General features: G+C 68.5%; 20 protein-coding genes, 1 tRNA gene and 1 pseudogene. 7 read left to right on the forward strand and 15 right to left on the reverse strand.

Annotation, left to right across the window (positions count from 1 at the left end; all coding sequences use genetic code 11):
- Positions 1 to 43 precede the first annotated feature (43 nt).
- The 4 genes from ABH923_RS19610 to ABH923_RS19625 are packed head-to-tail and all read left to right on the forward strand — an operon-like array spanning position 44 to position 3,117.
- Positions 44 to 460 carry a hypothetical protein gene (locus ABH923_RS19610; RefSeq protein WP_370057072.1) on the forward strand — a complete coding sequence of 139 codons (417 nt, stop codon included), beginning with the start codon at positions 44 to 46 and terminating at the stop codon, positions 458 to 460.
- Between the two features lie 59 nt (positions 461 to 519).
- Positions 520 to 1,446, forward strand: a complete 927-nt coding sequence (locus ABH923_RS19615) for a heavy metal-binding domain-containing protein (RefSeq protein ID WP_370057073.1) — start codon at positions 520 to 522, stop codon at positions 1,444 to 1,446.
- 28 nt (positions 1,447 to 1,474) lie between these two features.
- A complete protein-coding gene (locus ABH923_RS19620) occupies positions 1,475 to 2,296 on the forward strand; it encodes a heavy metal-binding domain-containing protein (protein WP_345839466.1) in 822 nt (273 codons plus the stop codon).
- A complete protein-coding gene (locus ABH923_RS19625) occupies positions 2,293 to 3,117 on the forward strand; it encodes a hypothetical protein (protein ID WP_370057074.1) in 825 nt (274 codons plus the stop codon). The genes ABH923_RS19620 and ABH923_RS19625 overlap by 4 nt, the downstream gene beginning before the upstream one ends.
- Positions 3,118 to 3,142: 25 nt before the next feature.
- On the opposite strand, the gene ABH923_RS19630 is transcribed toward ABH923_RS19625, so the two are convergent.
- The 10 genes from ABH923_RS19630 to ABH923_RS19675 form a co-directional block, all read right to left on the reverse strand.
- The gene (locus tag ABH923_RS19630) at positions 3,143 to 4,348 is read right to left on the reverse strand and encodes a toxic anion resistance protein (RefSeq protein WP_370057075.1); all 1,206 of its coding nucleotides are present in this window, start codon (positions 4,346 to 4,348) and stop codon (positions 3,143 to 3,145) included.
- A 137-nt stretch (positions 4,349 to 4,485) separates the two neighbouring features.
- Complete coding sequence (locus ABH923_RS19635; protein WP_370057076.1) at positions 4,486 to 5,901, reverse strand: APC family permease; 1,416 nt, start codon at positions 5,899 to 5,901, stop codon at positions 4,486 to 4,488.
- 121 nt (positions 5,902 to 6,022) lie between these two features.
- A complete protein-coding gene (locus tag ABH923_RS19640; protein ID WP_370057077.1) occupies positions 6,023 to 6,913 on the reverse strand; it encodes an alpha/beta fold hydrolase in 891 nt (296 codons plus the stop codon).
- Complete coding sequence (locus tag ABH923_RS19645; RefSeq protein WP_370057078.1) at positions 6,901 to 7,914, reverse strand: adenosine deaminase; 1,014 nt, start codon at positions 7,912 to 7,914, stop codon at positions 6,901 to 6,903. The genes ABH923_RS19640 and ABH923_RS19645 overlap by 13 nt, the downstream gene beginning before the upstream one ends.
- A gap of 69 nt (positions 7,915 to 7,983) precedes the next feature.
- Positions 7,984 to 9,375, reverse strand: coding sequence for a hypothetical protein (locus tag ABH923_RS19650; RefSeq protein ID WP_370057079.1), 1,392 nt, complete (start codon positions 9,373 to 9,375; stop codon positions 7,984 to 7,986).
- The gene (locus tag ABH923_RS19655) at positions 9,372 to 10,583 is read right to left on the reverse strand and encodes an MFS transporter (RefSeq protein ID WP_370057080.1); all 1,212 of its coding nucleotides are present in this window, start codon (positions 10,581 to 10,583) and stop codon (positions 9,372 to 9,374) included. Before ABH923_RS19655 ends, ABH923_RS19650 begins: the two co-directional genes overlap by 4 nt.
- Complete coding sequence (locus tag ABH923_RS19660; protein ID WP_370057081.1) at positions 10,580 to 12,127, reverse strand: GMC oxidoreductase; 1,548 nt, start codon at positions 12,125 to 12,127, stop codon at positions 10,580 to 10,582. Before ABH923_RS19660 ends, ABH923_RS19655 begins: the two co-directional genes overlap by 4 nt.
- On the reverse strand, positions 12,124 to 12,789 hold the full coding sequence (locus ABH923_RS19665) for an HAD family hydrolase (RefSeq protein ID WP_370057082.1): 666 nt from the start codon (positions 12,787 to 12,789) through the stop codon (positions 12,124 to 12,126). Before ABH923_RS19665 ends, ABH923_RS19660 begins: the two co-directional genes overlap by 4 nt.
- Positions 12,786 to 14,195 carry an adenylosuccinate synthetase gene (locus ABH923_RS19670; protein ID WP_370057083.1) on the reverse strand — a complete coding sequence of 470 codons (1,410 nt, stop codon included), beginning with the start codon at positions 14,193 to 14,195 and terminating at the stop codon, positions 12,786 to 12,788. The genes ABH923_RS19665 and ABH923_RS19670 overlap by 4 nt, the downstream gene beginning before the upstream one ends.
- A gap of 19 nt (positions 14,196 to 14,214) precedes the next feature.
- Positions 14,215 to 15,306 carry a hypothetical protein gene (locus ABH923_RS19675; protein WP_370057084.1) on the reverse strand — a complete coding sequence of 364 codons (1,092 nt, stop codon included), beginning with the start codon at positions 15,304 to 15,306 and terminating at the stop codon, positions 14,215 to 14,217.
- Between the two features lie 198 nt (positions 15,307 to 15,504).
- On the opposite strand from ABH923_RS19675, the gene ABH923_RS19680 reads away from it, so the two are divergent.
- Positions 15,505 to 15,966, forward strand: coding sequence for a DUF2809 domain-containing protein (locus tag ABH923_RS19680; RefSeq protein WP_370057085.1), 462 nt, complete (start codon positions 15,505 to 15,507; stop codon positions 15,964 to 15,966).
- On the opposite strand, the gene ABH923_RS19685 is transcribed toward ABH923_RS19680, so the two are convergent.
- From ABH923_RS19685 to ABH923_RS19700, 4 genes are all read right to left on the reverse strand, one after another.
- Positions 15,869 to 16,855 carry an NAD(P)H-quinone oxidoreductase gene (locus ABH923_RS19685; protein ID WP_370057086.1) on the reverse strand — a complete coding sequence of 329 codons (987 nt, stop codon included), beginning with the start codon at positions 16,853 to 16,855 and terminating at the stop codon, positions 15,869 to 15,871. The genes ABH923_RS19680 and ABH923_RS19685 overlap by 98 nt on opposite strands.
- Positions 16,855 to 18,093 carry an ABC transporter permease gene (locus ABH923_RS19690; RefSeq protein ID WP_370057087.1) on the reverse strand — a complete coding sequence of 413 codons (1,239 nt, stop codon included), beginning with the start codon at positions 18,091 to 18,093 and terminating at the stop codon, positions 16,855 to 16,857. Before ABH923_RS19690 ends, ABH923_RS19685 begins: the two co-directional genes overlap by 1 nt.
- Positions 18,094 to 18,095: 2 nt before the next feature.
- Positions 18,096 to 18,971, reverse strand: a complete 876-nt coding sequence (locus ABH923_RS19695) for an ABC transporter ATP-binding protein (RefSeq protein WP_370057401.1) — start codon at positions 18,969 to 18,971, stop codon at positions 18,096 to 18,098.
- Positions 18,972 to 19,111: 140 nt separating this feature from the next.
- The gene (locus ABH923_RS19700; RefSeq protein WP_370057088.1) at positions 19,112 to 19,915 is read right to left on the reverse strand and encodes an inositol monophosphatase family protein; all 804 of its coding nucleotides are present in this window, start codon (positions 19,913 to 19,915) and stop codon (positions 19,112 to 19,114) included.
- A 121-nt stretch (positions 19,916 to 20,036) separates the two neighbouring features.
- Between ABH923_RS19700 and ABH923_RS19705 the strand changes: the two genes are divergently transcribed.
- Positions 20,037 to 20,109: transfer RNA gene (locus ABH923_RS19705), tRNA-Lys, on the forward strand.
- Positions 20,110 to 20,405: 296 nt separating this feature from the next.
- Positions 20,406 to 20,693 carry a hypothetical protein gene (locus ABH923_RS19710; RefSeq protein ID WP_370057089.1) on the forward strand — a complete coding sequence of 96 codons (288 nt, stop codon included), beginning with the start codon at positions 20,406 to 20,408 and terminating at the stop codon, positions 20,691 to 20,693.
- Between the two features lie 144 nt (positions 20,694 to 20,837).
- On the opposite strand, the pseudogene ABH923_RS19715 reads toward ABH923_RS19710, so the two are convergent.
- A pseudogene (locus tag ABH923_RS19715) lies at positions 20,838 to 20,938 on the reverse strand (tyrosine-type recombinase/integrase); the annotation flags it as partial.
- Positions 20,939 to 20,969 lie beyond the last annotated feature (31 nt).

The following is a 20,969-nucleotide window of genomic DNA, read 5'->3' on the forward strand; positions in this document are numbered from 1 at the left end:
TCAGCCGATCCAACGGCGCCGAGATCACACGAAGGGGACAATCATGGCCGACACCACATTCAGCAAAGAGGAGAAGGCCGCGATCCGGGCCACCGTCGCCGAGCAGAAGGCGATGAAGGCGGGCGCCGACGCCGCCGCCGCGTGCGAGGAGGCCATCGCCGCGATGACCGGCACCGACCGGGAGCTCGCGGAGGCCTTCCACCAGCTCGTCACGGAGAACACCGACCTCGCGGCGAAGACCTGGTACGGGATGCCGGCGTACGCGGACGCCGAAGGCAGGACCGTCGTCGCGTTCAAGCCGGGCTCCAAGTTCAAGATCCGCTACGCGACGCTCGAGTTCCAGCAGGCCGCGACGCTCGACGACGGCAGCCTCTGGCCGGTCGGGTTCGCCCTGACGAAGCTCGACGACGCCGACAAGGAGCGCGTCGCGCAGATCCTCCGCACGGCCGTCGGGCGCTGACCCGGCGCGGCCCGCCGCGACAGTACGCGTCGGGGCCGCGGACGTGATTGGATGAGCGCGTGACCCAGACTCCGGACGGCCTCCCCGCCGCTGCGCGCTCGCGCGTAGAGCGGCAGGCCGCGAGCGGGGTGCGGTCGTCGCTCTTCTCCGCCCCGGCGGCCGCCGCCGCCCGCAGCGCCGGGCTGCTCCCGGTCGGCGAGGTCTTCGGCGGCATGGTCGTCAACCTCGGCTGGACCGGCACAGGCTGCGCGTGGTGGAGCCAGGTCGGACCGACGCCGGGGCTGAACGCGCTGAGCCGCACCGCCTGGCGCTCGCCGGTGACGACCTCCGGCGGCAGCACCTACACGGGCTACGCGCCCTACGTGAAGGCGTTCGAGTCCGCCTGGTACGGCGCCGTGCGGCGGATGCTCGCCGAGGCCCGCGCGCTCGGAGCGCACGGCGTGGTGGGAGCGACAGTGCAGCGCACCCGGCTGGACGGGTCGGCGTGGGAGTTCACGGCGCTCGGCACCGCGGTCCGCTCAGACGACCCGCTGCTCGTGCCGTACCCGAAGAACCGCGGCGACGTGTGGAGCACGAACCTGACGGTCGAGGACACGGCGTCCGCCATCCTCAGCGGGTACTCGCCCGGCGAGCTGCTGCTCGGGATCTCCATCTCCACCAAGCACGAGGACTACGAGCTGCGCACCCAGCGGACGAGCTGGGTGAACGGCGAGGTGACCGGGATGACCGAGCTCGTCCAGGCGGCGCGCGCGGAGGCCCTGCACCGGCTGGAGACGCGCGCCACCGCGAGCGCGGGCGCCCAGCTCGTCGTGACCGACCTCCACCTGGGCGAGTTCGAGACGCCGTGCGGCGAGGAGAAGGACCTCCATGCCGAGGCGACCGTGGTCGGGGCCACCCTGATCCCGGTCCCGCGCTACAGTCGCCGCGCCGAGCTGCCCGCCGTCACCACCGTCATCCCGCTCGGCGACCTGCGCCCGCGAGCCTGAGACCCACCACCACCCGAGAGGAACCGCCGTGTCCGACCCGTTCTCCAGCGTCACCCTGCCCAGCGACGCACGGGCCCGCCTCGCCGACGGGCGCGCGCGGCTGTTCACCTCCGACCTGTCGGTGAACGAGTTCCTCCTCGTCCGGCAGGCGGGATTCCGCCCCGTCGGCCTCGTGCTCGGCTCCAGCGTCTACCATGTGGGCATCCAGGCTCGTAAGTGGAGCAAGAACATGGAACTCGAGAAGCTGAGCCAGGCGATGTACCACGCCCGCGAGCTCGCGATGACCCGCATGGAGGCCGAGGCCGACGCGCTCGGCGCGGACGGGATCGTCGGCGTGCGGCTCGAGATCGAGTTCAAGGAGTACGGCAACGACCTCGCCGAGTTCGTGGCGGTCGGCACGGCCGTCGTCGCCGACGAGAAGCCGCCGACCGGCACCTGGCGCAACAACAAGCGGATGCCGTTCACCTCCGACCTGTCCGGTCAGGACTTCTGGACGCTCATCCAGTCCGGCTACGTCCCGCAGGGTCTCGTCATGGGCACCTGCGTCTACCACATCGCCCACCAGGGCATGATGGCGACCATGAACAACCTCGGCTCGAACGTGGAGATCACAGCGTTCACCGAGGCGCTCTACGACGCCCGCGAGCTGGCGATGGGCCGCATGCAGGCCGAGGCGGAAGCGCTCGACGCGGAGGGCGTCGTCGGCGTCCAGCTCCTGTCGCTGCCGCACCGCTGGGGCGGCCACACCACCGAGTTCTTCGCCATCGGCACCGCGGTCCGCCCGCTGCGCGACGACCACGTCATCGCGACACCGAACCTCGTCCTCCCGCTCACCGACGGCGGACGATGACCGGACCCGCTGAGGCGGCGGCCGACCCGCAGACGTTCCTGACCGACCTGGTCGAGAGCGTCGGGCGCGCGCTGCCGCCTGTCCTCGCCGCCCGGGTGCTGGTCGTCGAGCGCAAGCGGACGCTCGCCGACCGCGTCTCCGGGAGGCCGGGCGCGATCTCCCGGGTCAGCCTGATCGGCACGGAGGAGACGCTCACGCTCGGCTACGAGCCCGGACCGCACTGGAAGGGGGAGGCGCACCGCGTCTACGGCGGCGTGACGATCGCGCGCCGGGCCCTTGGCCTCGGCGACTGGCTCACCGCGTTCGCGGGCCGGGTCGCCGCGCTCGCCGCGGAGGCGGCAGGGGACGCCGCGACCTCCTCGCGCGCGCTGCAGACCCTGGGCCTGGAGCCTGCCGGGTCGGAGATCCAGGTGCGGGACGCCACGATCGAGGGCGACCTCCGGACTCTGCCCGCGCGCCTCGGCCACCGGGTGCCGGACGAGGCGGTCGCCCAGGTCGGGCGGATCGGGGACCTCCTCATCGACGCCCTCCCGCGGGTCGCAGGCCAGGGCGAGCCGGAGGTCGTGGTGCGGCGGACGGCGACCGTCTACCTCCCCGACACGCTGCGCGCGTACTTGTCGCTGCCGCCGGACTGGGCAGCCGACCACGTCTTCCCCGACGGCACGACCGCGTCGGCGGCGCTGGTCGGTCAGCTCTCCGAGCTGGAGCGCGCGGCGAAACGGATGCGGGACGCCGCGATCGAGCAGGACGCGTCGGCGCTGCTGGTCAACGGGCGGTTCCTGGCGGACCGGTTCGGGGCGTCGCGGCTCGACCTGCCGTGAAGCCGGCGTCGGGGCTCGACGCCCCTCAGTTCTGCGAGTGCGACCGGTCCAGGTAGCTGCGCGAGCGCGAGATCTGCTGCTCCAGGGCGTCCACCGTCTTCGCCATGCTCTCCACCGCCTTCACGCGGTAGCTGTCGATCGAGTCCATCGTCGCGAACACGTTGTCGAAGGCGTGCTGCAGCGTCTCCAGGCTGACGCCGGTGGAGACGGCGTCCTCATGGACGCGCGCCGTCTGCTGGCGCAGCAGCTCGCCGGTGCGGTCGATCATGGAGTTCGTCGCGTCGTTGAGCGCGCTGATCTGGTCGAGCACCAGCTCCTGGTTGCCGAGCGCCTGCGCGACGATGATCGCGGTGCGGAGGGCTGCGACGGTGGTCGTGCGAGCGCGCTCGACGCCCTTGATCAACTCCAGGTTGTTCTTGCGGATGGCGTCGAGCGCGAGGTAGCCCTGCACGGACACCGCGATCTGCGTCGTCAGGTCCTGCCGGCGCTGGCGGATCGGGAAGAGCGCGTCGGCGAGCAGGGCATCCGCCCGGCGCGGGTCGGTGGCGCGGAGCTGCGCGGCGCGCGCCTCGATCGAGTCGTCCAGGGCCTTCGCGAGCGTGGTGTACTCGCCGAGCTTGCCCATCGTCGCCCACAGATTGGTGCGCTCCAGGTCGATGGCGGCGTTGTCTTTCAGGAGCGCGTCCTGACCGGAGATCAGTGCCGTGATGATCGCGTCGAGCTGCTTCTGCGCCGGCTGGTAGCGCTCGAAGTACCTCATCAGGGACTTGCCGCCCGGCAGCTTCCCGAGGAAGCCCTTCGAGCCGGACAGGTTCGCGTGGCCCGGGTCGAGGTCGGTGATCGTCGTGCGGAGCTGCTGCAGGGTCTGGGCGACCTGGGTCTGCGGGTCGGACGGACCGCCGCGACCGCGGGCCGCGGCGAGCGAGGACTCGGGCCGCTGCAGCATCCGGTTCGACACCTCGGAGGACGACCGGATCTCCTGCACGCCCATCCGTGCGATCTCATCGACGCGGCGGGTGAACTCCGGGCTCCCGGGCTCCACCCCGGCGAGTCCGGAGACGAACTCGTCCGCCTTCGCGGCGAGCTCGGCCCGCTTGTCGGCGGGCACGGCGACCATCCCGACGGCCTGGTCGCCGCCGACCTCCGGCACCGCGGCGGGAGGCGTGAGGCTCACCCCGGCCGCCGGCTGGTCCGGAGGCGTCAACGGCTGGTTGAGGTCGAGCTCGGACATCGGTAACTCCTCCCCGGGTCGGGCGCGCGAACGTGCGGTGCCCGACGACAAGACACTTGAGGCAACACTAGAACGAACAGTGCGGTGCGGGCGCGCGGTTCGGGTGACTCGCAGGTGAGTCGACGTGCCGCTGGCCGCTACGCCGTCGGCTCCCGGTCCTTCCCGACCGCCGTCGTGAACCCGGTGACCGGCTGGTTCTCGTCGAAGGCCGCGGCCCGGCGGCGGAAGCCGCGCGTGAGCACCAGCAGGTATGCGAAGCCGATCGCCGTCCAGATCAGGCCGCCGATCAGCGCGTCCGCGTGGAGGTTCGCCCACAGGACACCCGTCAGCGCCATGCCGATCCCCGGGAGGACGATGAAGCTCACGACGTCGCGGAAAGTCTTGCGGCGGCCCTGGCGGACCGCGAACCACGCGATCACCGAGATGTTCACGAACGTGAAGGCGATCAGCGCGCCGAAGTTGATGAAGGCCGAGATCATCTCGAGCGTGAACGACGCCGCCAGCAGGCAGATCGCCCCGACGAGCACGATGTTCAGCGTCGGCGTGTGCGTCCGGGGGTGCACGTAGCCGAAGAACCGACGGGGGAGGACGTTGTTGCGGCCCATCACCAGCAGCATCCGGGACACCGACGCGTGCGACGCGAGGCCCGAGGCGAGCGTGGCCGCGAAGCCGGCCGAGACGAAGATGGCCTGGAAGACCGGGCCGCCGACGATCAGGCCGATCTGCGGGAGCGGGTCGTCCGTGAACTCGCCGAACGGCGCGTTCGTCGGGAACCGGAGCTGCGTGAAGAACCCGGCGATGAGGAAGATCGCCCCGCCGATCACGACCGTCAACAGGATCGCCCGCGGCATCACCTTCGGGGTCTTCGCCTCCTCGGCGTACATGGTCACCGCGTCGAAGCCGATGAACGAGAAGCAGACCACCGTCGCACCGGTGAGCACGGCCGACAGGGTGACGCCGTCGTGGAAGAAGGGCTTCACCGAGGCCACCGTCCCGTCGCCCGCGCCGTTCGCGAGCTGTGCGATCACCATGACCACGAACACGGTCATCACGACGATGGCGAAGACGAGCAGGATCATGTTGATGTTTGAGGTGCCGCGCATCGTGAAGTAGATGAGCGTCGTGACCGCGGCACAGTAGATCACGACCCAGATCCATCCGGGGACGCCGGGGAAGACCTGCTCCAGGTAGAGCCGGATGATCAGGCAGTTCACCATCGGCAGCAGCACGTAGTCGATGAGGGAGGTCCAGCCGACCATGAAGCCGAGGTTCGGGTGGATGGACTCCCGCACGTACGTGTACGCCGACCCGGCGCTCGGGATGGCGCCCGCCATCTTGCCGTAGCTGACGGCCGTGAACATCATCACGATGAGCGCGACCAGGTACGCGGCGGGGACGGCGCCGCTGGTCTCGTCCGAGACGATTCCGAAGGTGTCGAAGACGACGGTCGGCGTCATGTACCCGAGGCCGAGGCCGACGATGGCCCACAGCCCCAGGCTGCGGCGCAGCGTGCCGGAGCGTGCCGGCGCGGGCGCAGTGGACGTCGTCGTCATGAGCTCTCCTTCGGGAACGGGATGCGGCGTGCCTCGCAGTGGCCCAGCCGGTGACTTCCCGAGACCCTAGCAGGAGAAGAGCGCTTTTCTGAAAGAACCCACAGAAATGCGAGTGTGTCGGTCAGCGGGTGGAGGTCGCGACCACCCAGTCCAGCGCGACGGGGAGTGCGGTCAGCACCGAGACGTGGCCCTCGCGCGGCCGCAGCCAGAGTTCGCCGCGGCGGAGCCGTTCGAGCATCCAGCCGGCGTGCGTGGCGGGGATGACGCGGTCGCGTCCGCCTTGCACGAGCAGGGTCGGGGCGGTCACCGCGCCCAGCTCGACGCCCCAGGGAGTGACGAAGGCGAGGTCGTCGTCCACCTCGCCGGCGTGCCCCTCGGCTGCGCCGGCTCCGGCGTCGGCTCCGAGCGCGGCCCACGGGCCCTTGAGCGTCTCGTAGTCGCGGTCGGTGAACGACTCCGGCTCGAACTCGGCGGTCTCGGCGTGCGCAGCGCGGGCATCCCGGCCTGCGAGGGCGGCACGGAGCCCGCCCGGGTCGGCCATCCCGGCGAACCAGTCGACGTCGCCCCAGTAGGGAGCGACGCCGGCGAGCGACACCACCGCGCTCACGCGTGCGGGGGCGAGCGCCGCGTACGCGAGCGCGTGCGGGCCGCCGCCGGAGGCGCCGAGTGTGGCGAAGCGCTCGATTCCGAGCTCGTCGAGGACGGCGAGCACATCGGCCGCCGCGTCGGCGACGGTGCGGCCGGTCAGGGCGGCGGAGCCCGGGTAGCCGGGCCGGGCGACCGAGACGACGCGGAGGCCGCGGGCGGCGGCCGCGTCGGCGACGGGCCGGATGACGGCCCCGGTCTGCGGGGTGCCGTGGTGCCAGACGACGACCGGCGCCGCGGTGTCGTCCGCTGCGGCGGTGTCGTCCGCTGCTCCGGCGTCCTCCGGGGCTCCGGTGTCGAAGAACCGCACCGAGCGTCCGTCGGGACGGGTGATGCTCCCGACCCGGCCTCCCGTCAGCTCCGCCACGCGTCCACCTCCCGCTGCAGTTCGGCCTTCCGCTCGGCGGTCGCGAACGAGGCGTCGATGGAGGTGCGCGCGAACTGCTCGGCCTGCTCGGAGGTGACCCCGAGCGCGTCCCGGATCGCGAGGTAGTTGTCTCCTGCGTAGCCGCCGAAGTACGCCGGGTCGTCCGAGTTCACCGTGACGCGGACCCCGGCGGCGTCCAGCCGCAGCAGCGGGTGGGCGCTCAGGTCGGGGACGGTGCGCAGTCGGACGTTGGACAGCGGGCACACCGTCAGCGGGATGCCGTCCGCAGCCAGGCGCGCCATGAGCTCCGGGTCCTCGGCGGCCCGGATGCCGTGGTCGACGCGCTCCACGCCGAGCAGGTCGAGCGCCTGGACGATGTAGGAGGGCGGACCCTCCTCGCCGGCGTGCGCCACCGCGTGCAGCCCGGCGTCCTTCGCCCGGGCGAACACGTCCGCGAACAGCTCGGGCGGATAGCCGACCTCGGCCGAGTCGAGCCCGACCCCGAGCAGCCGCTCCGGCCGGGTGAGCGCGGCGGTGAGGATGGCGTCGGCAGACTCCACCGGCTGGTCGCGCAGGAAGCACAGAATGAGGCCGCCCGACATCCCGAGGTCGCGCTCGGCCTCCGCCAGGGCGCCGCTGATCCCGTCCACGACCGCTTCGATCGGGACGCCGCGCGACACGTGCGCCTGCGGGTCGAAGAACAGCTCGGCGTGCCGGACGCCTTGCGCGGCGGCCGTCCGGAGGTACCGGCGGGTGAGCTCGGCGAAGTCGTCCTCGGTGCGCAGCACGGCCATGGTCGCGTAGTAGAGGTCGAGGAACGATTGCAGGTCGGAGAAGTCGTACTGCGCGGCGAGCTCCTCGACCGAGGCGTACGGCAGCTCCACTCCGTTGCGCCCGGCGAGCTCGAACGCCAGATCGGGCTCGAGGGTGCCCTCGATGTGCAGGTGGAGCTCGGCTTTCGGCAGGGCGAGCAGGGCGTCGTCGGAGGGCGGCGTGGTCATGGTTCGATCCTCCCACTGAACGGGCGGAGGACGGTCAGCGGAGTCGGGAGCGGACCTGGGCGAAAAGGCTCAACGCTGATTTTGAGTGGAAGCGGATTCTTCGATGTGACGTCGTTGGACGGCTCGCAAACGTTTCGAGCGGTCGGGGCTGCGGAGAACGGAGACCAGATAGAGGAGCGGACCGACGTTTCGCGTCAGTGACCAGACAAGGACTGCCGACGGTATCGTGACGAATTCGACCGCGCGAAGCCGAGGATGTCCCGTGCCGAGACGACGCAATGTTCTGCGGATGAGTGCGACGCCGAGTGCGGCAGAAAGGACGGGTATCCCGGCGAGCCACGCCTGGCCGAGGAGGATCCCGGAGACGGCGAGAAACCAATACGGCACCGGAGCCAAAACGAAGCAGCCTGCACTGCGATAGAGCGAAGCTGCTCGCTGGAGCTCATAGCGGATCGCGCTCTTCTCTCGGAGTTCTGGATGGAGTCGGTGGAAGTTGACGACATCCGCCATCCCTGAGAACCAGTAGCGCTTCTGGGCCGTGACTGCGACGGCCGTCGAAGGCGATTCGGTGTCCTCCAGGACGGGTACGGGAACGACGGGAACATCGTGAAGCGAGAGCCGGAAACCCAGCTCGAGGTCCTCGCACGGCGTGTGAGTGCTCAACCCGTCGAGGCTCAAAGCTCGATCGAGGCGCAGGACGAGCCCGTGGCCCTTCAGATGATAGGAATGGCCGAGAGGTCCGGAGCGTGCTGGAGCACTGTTTCTCCGGTGGAGGTCGAACTCGAAACCGAGCGCCCAGCGAGTCTGATAGTAGGCGGCGCCGAGCGCGTACCAGCCAGAGGCGCCGCGCATCTGTTCGGCGTTCCGAAGCGACGAGTGATTCAGCTGGAGAACCTGGGGAAAGTCGTTCGCGAGGATCGCATCACCGAGAGCGCACACCGAATCGGGCGACGCCGTCGAGTCGGCGTTGTACGCGACGACGTACACTCGAGGCTCAGCTCCAGCGGCTTCGGCCGCAATCGTTCGAATCCCGAAGTTGAATGCCGAAGCCATGCTCGGAGCGGGGGAGGGGTCGACGACGACACGAGACCCCGGAAAGTCAGCGCAGAGCCGTTCGGCCACGGCTCGCGTGCAGACTCCGTCGGGAGCGGGCGACTCATCGGTGATCGAGGTGACCACCGTGACGCGAGCCCGATACGACGAACGCTCGATCGATCGTTGGAGGGCTGAGAAGGTCGCGGGGAGCGCATCCACCTCCTGGTATGCGGGGACGACGAAGTGGAGTTCGAAAGGCCGATCGTCCTCTTTCGATCGCGCGGCGATGGCGGTCCTTTCCGACAGCAATCGGCGGGGCTGACGCCACATTCTGACCAGGTAGGCGACATTGCGCGTCACGGTCATCGCAGCTATCAGCAGAGCTGTCACGAGGAGCGCCGCATGCAGGTCGGGGTCGTCTATCACGTCGCTCCTTGATTCATGCTGGTGGATGTCGCCGTCTTCACGGTGGCGGCGAGCCCGAGGGCCGCGACGATGACCACTAGGACGCCGGCGGTCGCTGCCACCGCAGAGGTGAGCCCGAGTTCTTGCCAGAGCTGCCCCATGACGCCGTTCGTCACGGCGATCGTGACGCCGGTCGCCGAGCCGACCAGGGCGGTGGCGGTCGCTCGAATCGCGTCGGGAAACGTGGCCTGCGCCCACACCGCGAGCGTCGTGAGCGCTACCCCGATCAGGAACTCGGCCAGGACGTAAGCCACGATGGCGCCGATGGCGCCGAGCAGCGCCACGATGAGGGCGAGATTGGTCAGCGCCAGCGTCGCACCCAGCACCGCGGAGGACGAGAACCGCTTGGTCCACCGTGTCACCCAGGCGCCAGCGGCCGTGGCCACGGACAGGGTGAGCAGCACGACTCCCAGAAGTCCTTCATCGATTCCGACGACCTCGACCGTCATCGGTTGCCACGTCAGGATGATGATGGCCAGATCGACGGCTGCGAGCACGCTGAACGCGAGGAGCAGCCGAGCTTTGCTGGATGCGATGTAGCGCACACCCCGAAGCATCGATCGACCGATGCGCGCTCCAGCACGCCGAGGGGAGTCGGGCCACGTGAACGTCACCCAGATCGATGCGGCGACGAGCAGGACGCCGGCAAGCGCGATGGAGACACCGTCGGCCATCGCCCATCCTGCGAGAGCCACGAGGATGGCTCCGCACGCTGCCGACGCCCAGCGGATCGTTTCGGATCCCCTGATCGCGCGTTCTCCGTGGTGGGACAAGCCGACCGAGTTCAAGGTGTTGACCAAGAGCGCGGTCGACGCTCCGCTGTACAGGGCGAGCCCTGCCGACCAGAGCACGATCGCTGCCGCGAAGACCACGGGATTCGACGCCACTGAGAACACAAGCAGGCCGGCGCCCCAGATGATGAGCCCGCCGCTCACGAGACGTTTGTGTCCGAACCGATCTCCCCAGGCGCCGCTCGGAGTCTCGACGAGAAGAGCCGTGACCGCCGTGAGCGAAAGCAATCCGCCGATCATCGCAGCGCCGAGGCCGCGCTGACCCATCAGCGTGACGAAGGTCGCACCGAAGATGAAGTCGGCGATGGCGACGACTCCGGTGAGGACCCATACTTTGACGATCAGCGGTCTGGTGACAGCGTGCGCAGGCTCGCTCATCGTCGGGCCGCGCGTGATTGCTCCAGCGTGTCGGCAAGGCGGCGCGAGAGCGCCACCATCGTGAGGAACGGGTTCCAGGAGCCCCGCGTCGGGAATGTCGCGCCCCCGAGGACGAAGACGTTGGAGGCCCCGCGAAGCCGGCCATCCTCATCGGTGACAGCTCCGGACGCCTCGTCGCCCATCCACAGGGTTCCCGTCTCGTGGAACGCGAACGGCATCCGGCGCACCTCGAGGTGAGGAAGCCACGATCGGCTGGCTGCTGACCAGTACTCGACGGCGGCTCCGCCTGACACACCCTCGAGGATGCGGTCAGCGCAGTCGTCGAGCGAATCCCATGCTTCGTGGTCGGCCTCATCGAGAACGAACCGACCGATGGTGACATCGTGATCGACGTCGATTCGGCTGGCGTCGGGCGCGACACCTCGTCCGGCGATCTCCGCGAGTCCGTGGACGATGAGTACGACGTGGTCCTCGTCGCACACCAATTCAGGAGTCCCGTTGCCGAACATGTCCGGCATGAGCCGGTACACCCGCTCGATGTCCCGGTTGCGATCGGTTGTCGCAACCGCCGAGAGGTGAAGATGGAACTCACGCCGTTCGGTACGGCCATCGATGTACAGAGCCGCAAGCTCTGGACCGCGGGTGGAGAGCTCTGCGAAGGCACTCCGCGGGACTCTGCATGTGAAGAAGCTCGCGGAGTTCGCCGCGAGATTCCTTCCTGCGTTCGGTGCGTCGACGGTGGCGCAGGAGCGGAGGACGAGTCCGGTCGCCTCCGAGGTCCCGAGTGCGAGAACGACGGTCGCGTCGCCGACTTCGAGGGTTCCCAGCGATGTGCAGACCTCCGTGACGGCGCCGTGGCGCTCGACCAGTCGTTCAACGAGGCATTCGGTGACGATGTCGAATCCCGGCGCCTCGGACGCCGCACGGAGGAGGGGCGCGATCGCGCTGAACTTGACCGTGACGCCGCTGGCGTCTTCGGGATGAGCCAGCGGAGCGTCGAATTCTTCGGGTCGGCCCGCGGTCTGCAGACGAGGATCGCGTCGGACGACATCGAAGGCGCGATCGCGAAGCTGGGCGTGAAGGCCGCCGTACTCTGCTGCGATCGATGTCGCTGACCGCGCGCCCAGCCACGACCGTGCCTGTCCCCAGTGGTCATCCAGGCTGTCGACGATCGAGGCAGGCCAACGACGGAGATGATCGCGGGAAGGCTGGGGGACAGAGCCGCTCCACACGAGTGTGCGCCCGCCGAGAAAGGGTACCTGCGACACCAGGTCGAGGTCCCCCTCCGACCTCCACGGACTCGCTGCTGCGGTGGACATGAGAGGTTGGAAGGCCACACCGAGGTTCTGTGCGTGGCTCGACAGCAGAAAGGCGCCTTGCTCCAGAACGAGGATTCGGGCTGCCGGGCGTCGAGCGACGACTCCGGCGATGAAGGCAGCCGCTGTGCCACCGCCGCCCAGCACGACATAGTCGTAGCGGCGCGAGCACGCAGTGTCGAATGAGACGGTGAGATGCGAAGCGGCGCTCGTGCCTGCGATGGTCATTCGGATTCCCTTTCGACCCGGATGGCGTCGTCGACCAGATCGAGGATCGCGGACGCGTCCAGCCGGGGGAGGTGCACATGAGCTGCCTCTCTGGCCGCTTGACTTCCCTCTCCGATGGCGATCGCGAGATCCGCTTCCTCGAACATGGGCGCGTCGGCGGTTCCGTCGCCGATGGCGAGCGTATGCGTGCTGCCGAACCTCTGGATGAGTTCTGCTGCCCGGCTCCCTTTGTCGCTCTCGCCGACCTCGAGCGTCGCGATACCCGTGCAGATGCCCTCGTGCGTGGCGAGGTCGTTGGCGATGCACACGTCGATCGGCACGCGTTGCACGATGATGTCGGTCAGCACGCGAAGCCCTGTCGAGATGAGGGCGATCCGGTAGCCCCGCGCGCGAAGCCCGTTAAAGAGCTCCGGCACGCCGGCATGCAGGGGGATGCCTCCTGCGATACCGACCAACTCCGAATAGCTGACACCGGCGAGCAGCTGCGCGTCGAGCTGACAGAACTCGTCGTAGCCGATTTCGCCCGCGACGAATCGATCGAGATTGTCTGCTCCCTCCGGCGTCCACCGGCCCTTCGCTTCGAGGAGGTGCTGCCACACGGATCGGATCGGGGTGAGCGTGCCATCGACATCGAAGAGCGCGAGGCGGTTCTCCGGACTCACGCGGCTACGAGCCCATCAAGAGAGGTGCCTGTCCGCACGAGTATGTCCGTGTCACGCGGACCGACCGTGACCGCTCCGATCTCCACAGACAGCTGCTCTCCGATGAATGCGATGAACTCCCGCGCCGCGAGAGGCAGCCTCTCGAACGACGATGTGCTGGTGGTGGGCTCGAGCCATCCATCGAAGTAGCGGAAGACGGGCCGACAGCGCTCGAGCGACTCGTGTTCGGCGTCGAATTCGACCAGAAGCTCCCCGTCGCGTTCGTATCCGACGCACACGCCGATCCTTTCGAAGCTGTCGAGGACGTCGAGCTTCGTGATCACCACACTCGTGAACCTGTTCACCTCGATGGCCCAGCGGGCCTGAACGAGATCAAGCCAGCCGCAGCGTCGCTGACGTCCGGTGGTCGTTCCGAATTCGTCCCCCTCGGCTCGAAGGCGCTGCCCCAGCTCTGACAGGTCCTCTGACACGAAGGCGCCGTTCCCGACCATCGTCTGGTAGGCCTTGAGAACTCCGATCCGGTGGTCGATCTGCTGCTGGGGGAACCCGGCTCCCGATCCGACCGAGTAAACGGCGGTGGGAGACGTCGTCACATACGGGTAGATCCCGTGTTCCAGGTCGATGAGGGGGCCTTGTGCTCCTTCGAAGAGGACCGAGTGATTCGTCGCGACCAGATCGTCGATGAGGCGTGCGGAGTCGACCTCTCGCGTGAGCGCCGCTTGGCGGTGGAAGAGGACCCACTCGACATTCCGCTCGAACTCGTCCTTAGGCAGGTCGAAGAACTCGACAGCTTCGCGGATCCTCTTCTCGATGAGCGTCGGATCAGCGAGGTCATGGACACGCAGACCGATCCGATTCACCTTGCACACGTTCGCCGGCCCGATCCCCCTCCTCGTCGTCCCGATCTCGGAGCCGGTGCCCTCGCGAGCGGCTTCCTGACGATCGTCGACCGAGCGATGGAGGGGCAGAATCAGGTGCGCGCGACCACTGACGAAGAGCCGGCCTCCGATTCCCGGCGAAATCGCCTCGAAACTCGCCAGCTCCGCGTCGAGTCGTTCGAGGTTGATCAAGACTCCGTTCGCCAGGATGCCGATCACATCCGGGCGTCGCATGCCCGAGGGGAGGAGGTGATTCTTCAGCACCGTGTCCACACCGTCGGACGCTCGGAAGACCGTGGTGTGACCGGCGTTGTCGCCGCCCTGCACTCGGACCACGACCTGGTGCTGTGCAGCCAGCCGGTCCGTCATCGCCCCTTTTCCACCGTCTCCCTGTTGCAGGTCGCCGACCCAGGTGATGGTCGGTTCTGCACTGGGTCTGAGACCGTGCGCCCGGAGCGGTTCGAGTCTGGCGTCCCGCCGCTTGGCGAGCTGGGTGCGGAGATACTCCGTGTCGATGGGCGTGTGCATGTGTTCCCCCGAGTGTGCTTTAGTGCTGAGTTGGTTCTGATCGAATCGAGCGCGCCTCGAAGCCCGCGCGCGTTCCCGCGATCACCAGCGGGTGGAGAAGCGATGTCACCGCCTCCAGCAGGTGACTGGGCACGATTCGCCGCAATCCTCCTGGTGCGAGGGTGCGGAGACTCTCGCGGACACGCGCCGCATCGAGCCCGCGAGGGGCGGGCGAGAGGTCGCCGATGGCAGCGCCGATGAGGTACGCGGTCCGCCAGATCTCACGCTGAATGATCGTGCTCACTCGATCGTCGAGTTCATCGGGATCGGTCAGCCGGGCAGACCAGTCCTCGAATCGGCGATCAGCAGCGTCCCGCGACAGCTCGAGCAATCTGAACGCCGCGTCCGATCGCAATCGGCGCCATCCGTCGGCGCTCGCCCGATCCGGGACGAAGAGCGCCGCCTGCTGATCCCACCAGTCGTAGTAGGGAACGACAGAGGGCTCGAGGACCGCCGTGGTGATCAGCGTGGCGCGGCGGTCGACGAAGTGCGCAGCACGTCGTATGCCCATGATGGAGTTCCCGACCAGGCTGTCACCGACGTCGTGTTGAAGTGGGCTGTCCACGGGAGCGATGCTGGCGACACCGACCGACCGCAGGTAGTCGAAAAGCATGACGTCGTCCGGCACGTCGAGCGTCGAATGACGCGCCGCGTATCCGTCGAGACCGCGGGCGGTGTCGACCGGAAGGACCAGCCCGACCGTTGGCACGTAGTCATCGACAACCGTCGTCCAGTCGACGTCGGTCGCCGCAGCAAGCCGGGCAGCGGTGGCCGTACGCGACCCCCATTCGATGAAGAGGGAGATGGCGTCGTTCGGCCTCGCGGCGATCAGGTGCCGAACGCGTTCTTCGAAGTCGTCGGATGTCGCCACATCGTCTTGGAGGACGAGGTGGTGGGTTGCTTGCGGCGATGCCGTCGCCCACGCGACGCGAGCTGTGCGCCAGGCGGATGGCGGGCCTTCAGGATCGGGATCCATCACGATCTGAAGGTGGAGTCCGGGGTGGCGCGATTGAAGCTCCTGCGCTGCCTCCAGGCGGCGGGGATGGGTCATGATCGCGGCCGAGAGGATCACGGATGGAGCTCGTGTCACTACGTCCTCGTTGTGCTCTTTCGACCGGGGTCGAGGTGGTTCATTTACTCAAATTTAGAGTGTAACGATCTAGAAACACAAATCGGCGCGACGCGACTGCTGGTCTCATCCCATCGATGTACGCTGCGCTCGATCGCCCGATGGACGCAGGCCGCGAGGAGTCCCGATAGCCTCGACCCCGTGCCATCCCTCGCCCGCCGCCGTGCCCTCCTGATCGTGGCGGCGATCGCCACCGTCGTCGCCGGGCTGACCGTCCACGAGACCGTCGACAGCTGGGCCGGCGCGTTCGCGGGGGATGCGCTGTACGCTGTGCTGATCTTCCTGCTGGTCGCGGTCGTGGCCGTGCGGGCGGCGAGCGCGGTCGTGGGCGGCGTCGCGTTCGCGGTCTGCGCCGCCGTGGAGCTGTTTCAGCTCACCGGGGTCCCCGCTTACCTGTCTGCGACGATCCCGGGAGTCGAGCTGGTGCTCGGGTCCACGTTCCAGTGGAGCGATCTGGTCGCGTACGCGGTCGGGGCGGCGCTCGCGGCCGCGGTGGACGCGGGGATCAGGAGACGCGCAGCAGGATCTTCCCGAGGTGGGCGGACGACTCCATCCTCCGGTGAGCTTGGGCCGCGTCCGCCAGCGGGAACACCGAGTCGATGACCGGGTGGACCTCGCCGGACTCCAGCAGCGGCCACACGTGCTCGCGCACGGCGGCGATGATGGCGACCCGTTCGGCGAGCGGGCGGGCGCGCAGCGTCGTGCCCTGCAGGCGCGCGCGCTTCATCATCAGGAGGCCCATGTCCACCGCGGCCGGGGTGCGGTCGCGGATCGCGATCGACATGATGCGGCCGCCGGTCGCGAGGGCCTCCAGGTCGCGGGCGATGTACGCACCGCCGACGATGTCGAGGACGACGTCGGCGCCGCGGCCGTCGGTGAAGACGTGGACCGCCTCCACGAAGTCGTCGGTGCGGTAGTCGACGGCGGCGTCCGCGCCGAGGCCGCGGCAGAAGGCGGCCTTCTCAGGGCTGCCGGCGGTCGCGATCACCGGCGAGCCCAGCGCGTGGGCGAGCTGGATGGCCATGCTGCCGATCCCGCTGGAACCGCCGTGCACTAGCAGCGTCTCGCCAGGCGCCAGCGCGCCGAGGTCGAACACGTTCGACCAGACCGTGGCGGCGACCTCGGGCAGGCCGGCGGCCTCCACCGGGTCCACACCGGGCGGGATCGGGAGCACGAGTCCGGCGTCCACCGTGACGTACTCGGCGTAGCCGCCGCCGGGCAGCAGCGCGCAGACGAGGTCGCCCTCGCGCCAGCGCCCGGGCTCGACGTCGGCGCCGATCGCGTCGATGACGCCGGACACTTCGAGGCCCGGCCATTCCGGGGCGCCGGGCGGCGGCGGGTAGAAGCCGCGGCGCTGGCTGAGGTCGGCGCCGTTCAGCCCGGCCGCGATCACGCGGATGCGGACCTCGCCGGGTGCGGGTTGCGGGTCCGGGACGTCGGCGACGGTCAGGACCTCTGCGTCGCCCGGCTGCGGCACGACCACGGCGCGCATCAGCGGACCGCCGATCCCGCGGGCTTGCGCCCAAGCACATCCCGGATGCGCACCTTGCTGGAGTACTCGATGGACCCGTACCGGAAGAGCCGCACGGCCAGCCGGAGCACGACATAGGACAGGACGAACAGCTCCACGACGATCACGATGGCCTGCCACAGCGGCAGGGACCCGAACGCGTTGAGGATCAGCGCGGTGATCGGCGCCGTATAGGGGAAGAACGCCAGGACCTGCACGATGGGCGCCTCCGGCGTGCTGACCGCGTAGCTGGACGCGTAGATCGGGATGACGACGGCGAAGATCACGACCGAGAAGAACGGTGCGGCGTCCTTCGCGGTCGGCATCACCGCGCCGACGGCGACGAGCGTCCCGGTGAACAGCGCGAACCCGCCGATCGTGATGAGCGCGCCGACGATCATCTTCTGCGGGTCGAACACCAGCGAGCTCAGGTCGAAGTTCGGGATGGCGAGCTGGTCGCGGAAGAACAGGTAGCCGATCACGACCGGCAGGGCGAAGACGGCGATCTGGATGATGCCGACCGCGAACAGCGACACCACCTTGCCGACCAGGAGGTTCGTCGGGTTGATCGTGGTGAGGATCATCTCCGTGACCCGGTTCTCCTTCTCCTCCAGTGTCGAGTTGAGCATCTGGTTGCCGAGGAACACGATCACGACGAAGAACGCCGCCAGGAAGATCAGCGGGGGCAGGATGCCTTGGAAGCCCGGCGCGACCGCGCCGTCCTTGAACGTGGTCGTCGAGGTGTTCGTCTCGCCGCGGAGGATCGCGACATCCACCGGGCTGTTCAGCTTCTGCTCCACGCTCGTCGCGAGCAGCGACTGGGCGACGGCGGAGTACTTGCTGTTCGCGAACACGCCCGCGTCGGCCCCGTAGACCTTGATCGTCTGTTTCGAGGGGTCGGCCGGGTAGTCGAAGAAGGCCGGTGTGCCGCCGATCTGCACCTCCTCGACCCCCTCTGAGCTGCTGGCGATCTCCTTGCCGCCGTAGCTGCTCGCGACCGCCGGGTCGACCAGGCCGGACGCGTCGGCGTAGAGGAAGTCGAAGCGCGCGTTCTTCTGCTGGTCGGCGGTGTTGGCGCTGGAGACGTTCGCTGAGATGACGAGGGCTCCGAGGCCGAAGACCAGGATCGGCAGGATGAGCGTCACAGCCCAGAAGCTGCGCTTCTTGATCGTGCGGGTGAACTCGAACCCTATGACGGTGGAGAGGTTGTGGCGGGCCATGCTCAGTCCTCCTGGCGGCTCTCGGCGCCGTAGACCTCGACGAAGATGTCGTCCAGGGATTTGCGGGTGGGGGCGAAGCGGGTGATGTGGAGGCCGGCGTCCACGAGGCCGCGGAGGATCGCCGCGGTGTCGGCGTCGTTCGCGACCTCCAGCTCGGCGCGCCCGTCCTCGTCCCTCGCGACGCGGTAGGCGAGGGAGGCGGGGATGGTGCCGTCGTGGTCCACGTGGACTACGGTGCCGCCGAACTGCTCCTGCACCTCCGACACGGTGCCGTAAGCGCGGGAGACGCCGTCCTTGAGGAGGATGACGCGGTCGCAGAGCCGCTCGACCTCCTCCATCTGGTGGGTCACCATCATCACGGTGGAGCCTGCGCGCTTCTGGTCGTCGATGATGTCCATGAGCAGGCGCCGGTTGACCGGGTCGAAGCCCTTCGTCGGCTCGTCGAGGATGAGCAGCTCCGGCTGGTTCATGATCGTGACGCCGAGCTGCACCTTCTGCTGCTGGCCGCCGGAGAGCTTGTCGAGCCGGACCTTCTCCTTGTCGCCGATGCCGACGCGCTCCAGGTACTCGCTCGACCAGCGCCGCGCCTTCTCGGCGCCGAGGCCCTTCAGCCGGCCGAAGTAGACCATCACGTCGATGACGGACTCCTTCTTGTAGAGGCCGCGCTCCTCCGGGAGGTAGCCGAGCCGCTCGCCGGCCTCCGGCGAGAAGTCCTTGCCGTCGATGTGCAGGACCCCGGCGGTCGGCTGGTAGATGCCGAGCAGCGCACGGATCGTCGTGGTCTTGCCCGACCCGTTGCTGCCGAGGAAGCCGAACGTCTCTCCTCGGACGATGTCGAACGAGAGGTCGCGGATGACGGTCGTGCGCCCGAAGTCCATGCGGAAGCCGGCGATGTGCACGAGGGGCTCGGCGCTCTGGGTGTTCACACGATCGAGCCTATTGGGTGGAGGGTGCGGCGGTCGCGGGATTCGGAGGCTATGAAAGCATTCCCCGGCGTTGCCTTCTCGGGGGACGCCCGCTACGCGAGCGCGTCGAGCAGTGCCGCGTGCAGCAGGCCGTTCGACGCGAGCGACGAGCCGTGGGACGGCCCCGCTTCGCCTGTCACCGAAGTGAAGGCGCCGCCGGCCTCCTCCACGATCGGGATGAGCGCCGCCAGGTCGTAGGTCTTCACATCGAACTCGCCCACCGCGTCCAGGAGGCCCTCCGCCAGCAGCATGTACGCCCACATATCGCCGTACGCGCGGTCCCGCCACACCCGCCGGGTGAGGGCGACGAGCCGGTCGAGGTAGCCGGCCTGATCCCACTGCGCGATGCTCTGGAAGCTGACCGACGCGTTCGCGAGGTCGTCGACGCCCGAGGTGTGGATGCGACGAGGCGTGGCGCCGGGGGCGTCCGTCGTCCACGCGCCTCCGCCGGCCGCCGCCCACCAGCGCTTGCCGAGCGCGGGGGAGCTGACCACGCCGACAACAGGCTTGCCGTCCTCGGCGAGGGCGATGAGCGTTCCCCACACCGGCACGCCGCGCAGGTAGTTGGAGGTCCCGTCGATCGGGTCGAGGATCCACTGCCGCGCGGCGTCGCCCTCGGTGCCGTACTCCTCGCCGAGGATGCCGTCGGCCGGCCGCTCGACGGCGAGCGCCTCCCGGATGGCCCGCTCGACGGCCAGGTCGGCCTCCGTGACGAACGTGCGATCGGGCTTGGTGTCGATGTGCAGGCCGCGCTCCCGGAAGTGCGCGGACGAGATGCCGTCGGCGAGGTCGGCGAGCCGCAGCGCGAGCGCCAGGTCGTCGGAGCGGAGCGGGGCGGTGTCACGAGCGTCGTTCACGCCAGGAGCCTAGCGGCCCTGCGCCGGGACACGCCCGGGGTGCACTGCCGCCGCCGCCGATTGGCGTCCCGCCCGGACCGGATGCTAATGTTGAGCCTCGTTCCGGGAAACCGGAGCGAATGCGCCTCTAGCTCAATCGGCAGAGCAATTGACTCTTAATCAATGGGTTCAGGGTTCAAGTCCCTGGGGGCGCACAGTACGACGGAAGTGGTGAGAGGCCCCCGATCCCCTGGAAACACAGGGATCGGGGGCTTTCTCGTTGGTGGGGGCCCGAGCGTGATTAGGCTGTTTGTCCACATTTTGCCCACATCCAATTTCGCCCGCCTCGTAGAGCCGCTCCTAAGTGTGGGCTAACCGCGCGTTGGCCGGATTGGTGTCTCGGTCTCACGACGCTCGGTGTCGTCGTGGGCGAGATCCTCGCAAAGCGCACCACGCCAGACATTTTGAACGCGAAGTTGTACTGTGTGTCGTCGCGGTTAGGCTTCACCCGATGGACCTGAATCAAAAGGCGGGTGTGTCCGCGTCGATTCTGCTCGGCACGTGGGAATGGCCAATCCACGGGCTGCGCCACCTTCCGACGACGGGCACGAGTGGTTGGTATGTCTGGACAGGCGATTTGACCGACGATGACGACTTCTTCCATCCCTGGCACCTGGCTCACTTGATCCGACTCGATGCGGCGCTTCCTCGTCTTCTGGATCGACCGCCTGGCTCTCGGTTCCTCATCGCACCCGGCTACGAGGATGTCTGGCACGATGAATCGCTTCTGGATTTATAGACCGCTCGCCGCAGACGCAGCACGGGACGGTCTCACGTTCGGCTTAGTGATCACGGTCAGCCTCAATGGGCTCGACAGCCGACGTTGAAGGTTCACGCGCCGCCCATCGTTCGTACCAAGTTGCCGCTCGCAGTTGTTCATCCGCGCGGCGCCCTTGTGGCCGAGCATCTTCTGCAGCACTTTGATGTTCGCGCCTGAGCTAACCGCCAAGCTCGCGGCCGTGCGCCGGGGTCATGCGGGGTCATGTACGCGGAATGCCCGCTGTCTTGCGATCCA

This window comes from Leifsonia sp. EB41, assembly GCF_041262565.1.
GTDB lineage: Bacteria > Actinomycetota > Actinomycetes > Actinomycetales > Microbacteriaceae > Leifsonia.

Bases quoted from the DNA above. Each gene is read 5' to 3' on its own strand.
- ABH923_RS19610 (WP_370057072.1), top strand. From the start codon at position 44: ATGGCCGACACCACATTCAGCAAAGAGGAGAAGGCCGCGATCCGGGCC.
- ABH923_RS19625 (WP_370057074.1), top strand. From the start codon at position 2,293: ATGACCGGACCCGCTGAGGCGGCGGCCGACCCGCAGACGTTCCTGACC.
- ABH923_RS19630 (WP_370057075.1), bottom strand. From the start codon at position 4,348: ATGTCCGAGCTCGACCTCAACCAGCCGTTGACGCCTCCGGACCAGCCG.
- ABH923_RS19635 (WP_370057076.1), bottom strand. From the start codon at position 5,901: ATGACGACGACGTCCACTGCGCCCGCGCCGGCACGCTCCGGCACGCTG.
- ABH923_RS19645 (WP_370057078.1), bottom strand. From the start codon at position 7,914: ATGACCACGCCGCCCTCCGACGACGCCCTGCTCGCCCTGCCGAAAGCC.
- ABH923_RS19655 (WP_370057080.1), bottom strand. From the start codon at position 10,583: ATGAGCGAGCCTGCGCACGCTGTCACCAGACCGCTGATCGTCAAAGTA.
- ABH923_RS19660 (WP_370057081.1), bottom strand. From the start codon at position 12,127: ATGACCATCGCAGGCACGAGCGCCGCTTCGCATCTCACCGTCTCATTC.
- ABH923_RS19670 (WP_370057083.1), bottom strand. From the start codon at position 14,195: ATGCACACGCCCATCGACACGGAGTATCTCCGCACCCAGCTCGCCAAG.
- ABH923_RS19685 (WP_370057086.1), bottom strand. From the start codon at position 16,855: ATGCGCGCCGTGGTCGTGCCGCAGCCGGGCGACGCAGAGGTCCTGACC.
- ABH923_RS19690 (WP_370057087.1), bottom strand. From the start codon at position 18,093: ATGGCCCGCCACAACCTCTCCACCGTCATAGGGTTCGAGTTCACCCGC.
- ABH923_RS19695 (WP_370057401.1), bottom strand. From the start codon at position 18,971: ATGGACTTCGGGCGCACGACCGTCATCCGCGACCTCTCGTTCGACATC.
- ABH923_RS19710 (WP_370057089.1), top strand. From the start codon at position 20,406: ATGGACCTGAATCAAAAGGCGGGTGTGTCCGCGTCGATTCTGCTCGGC.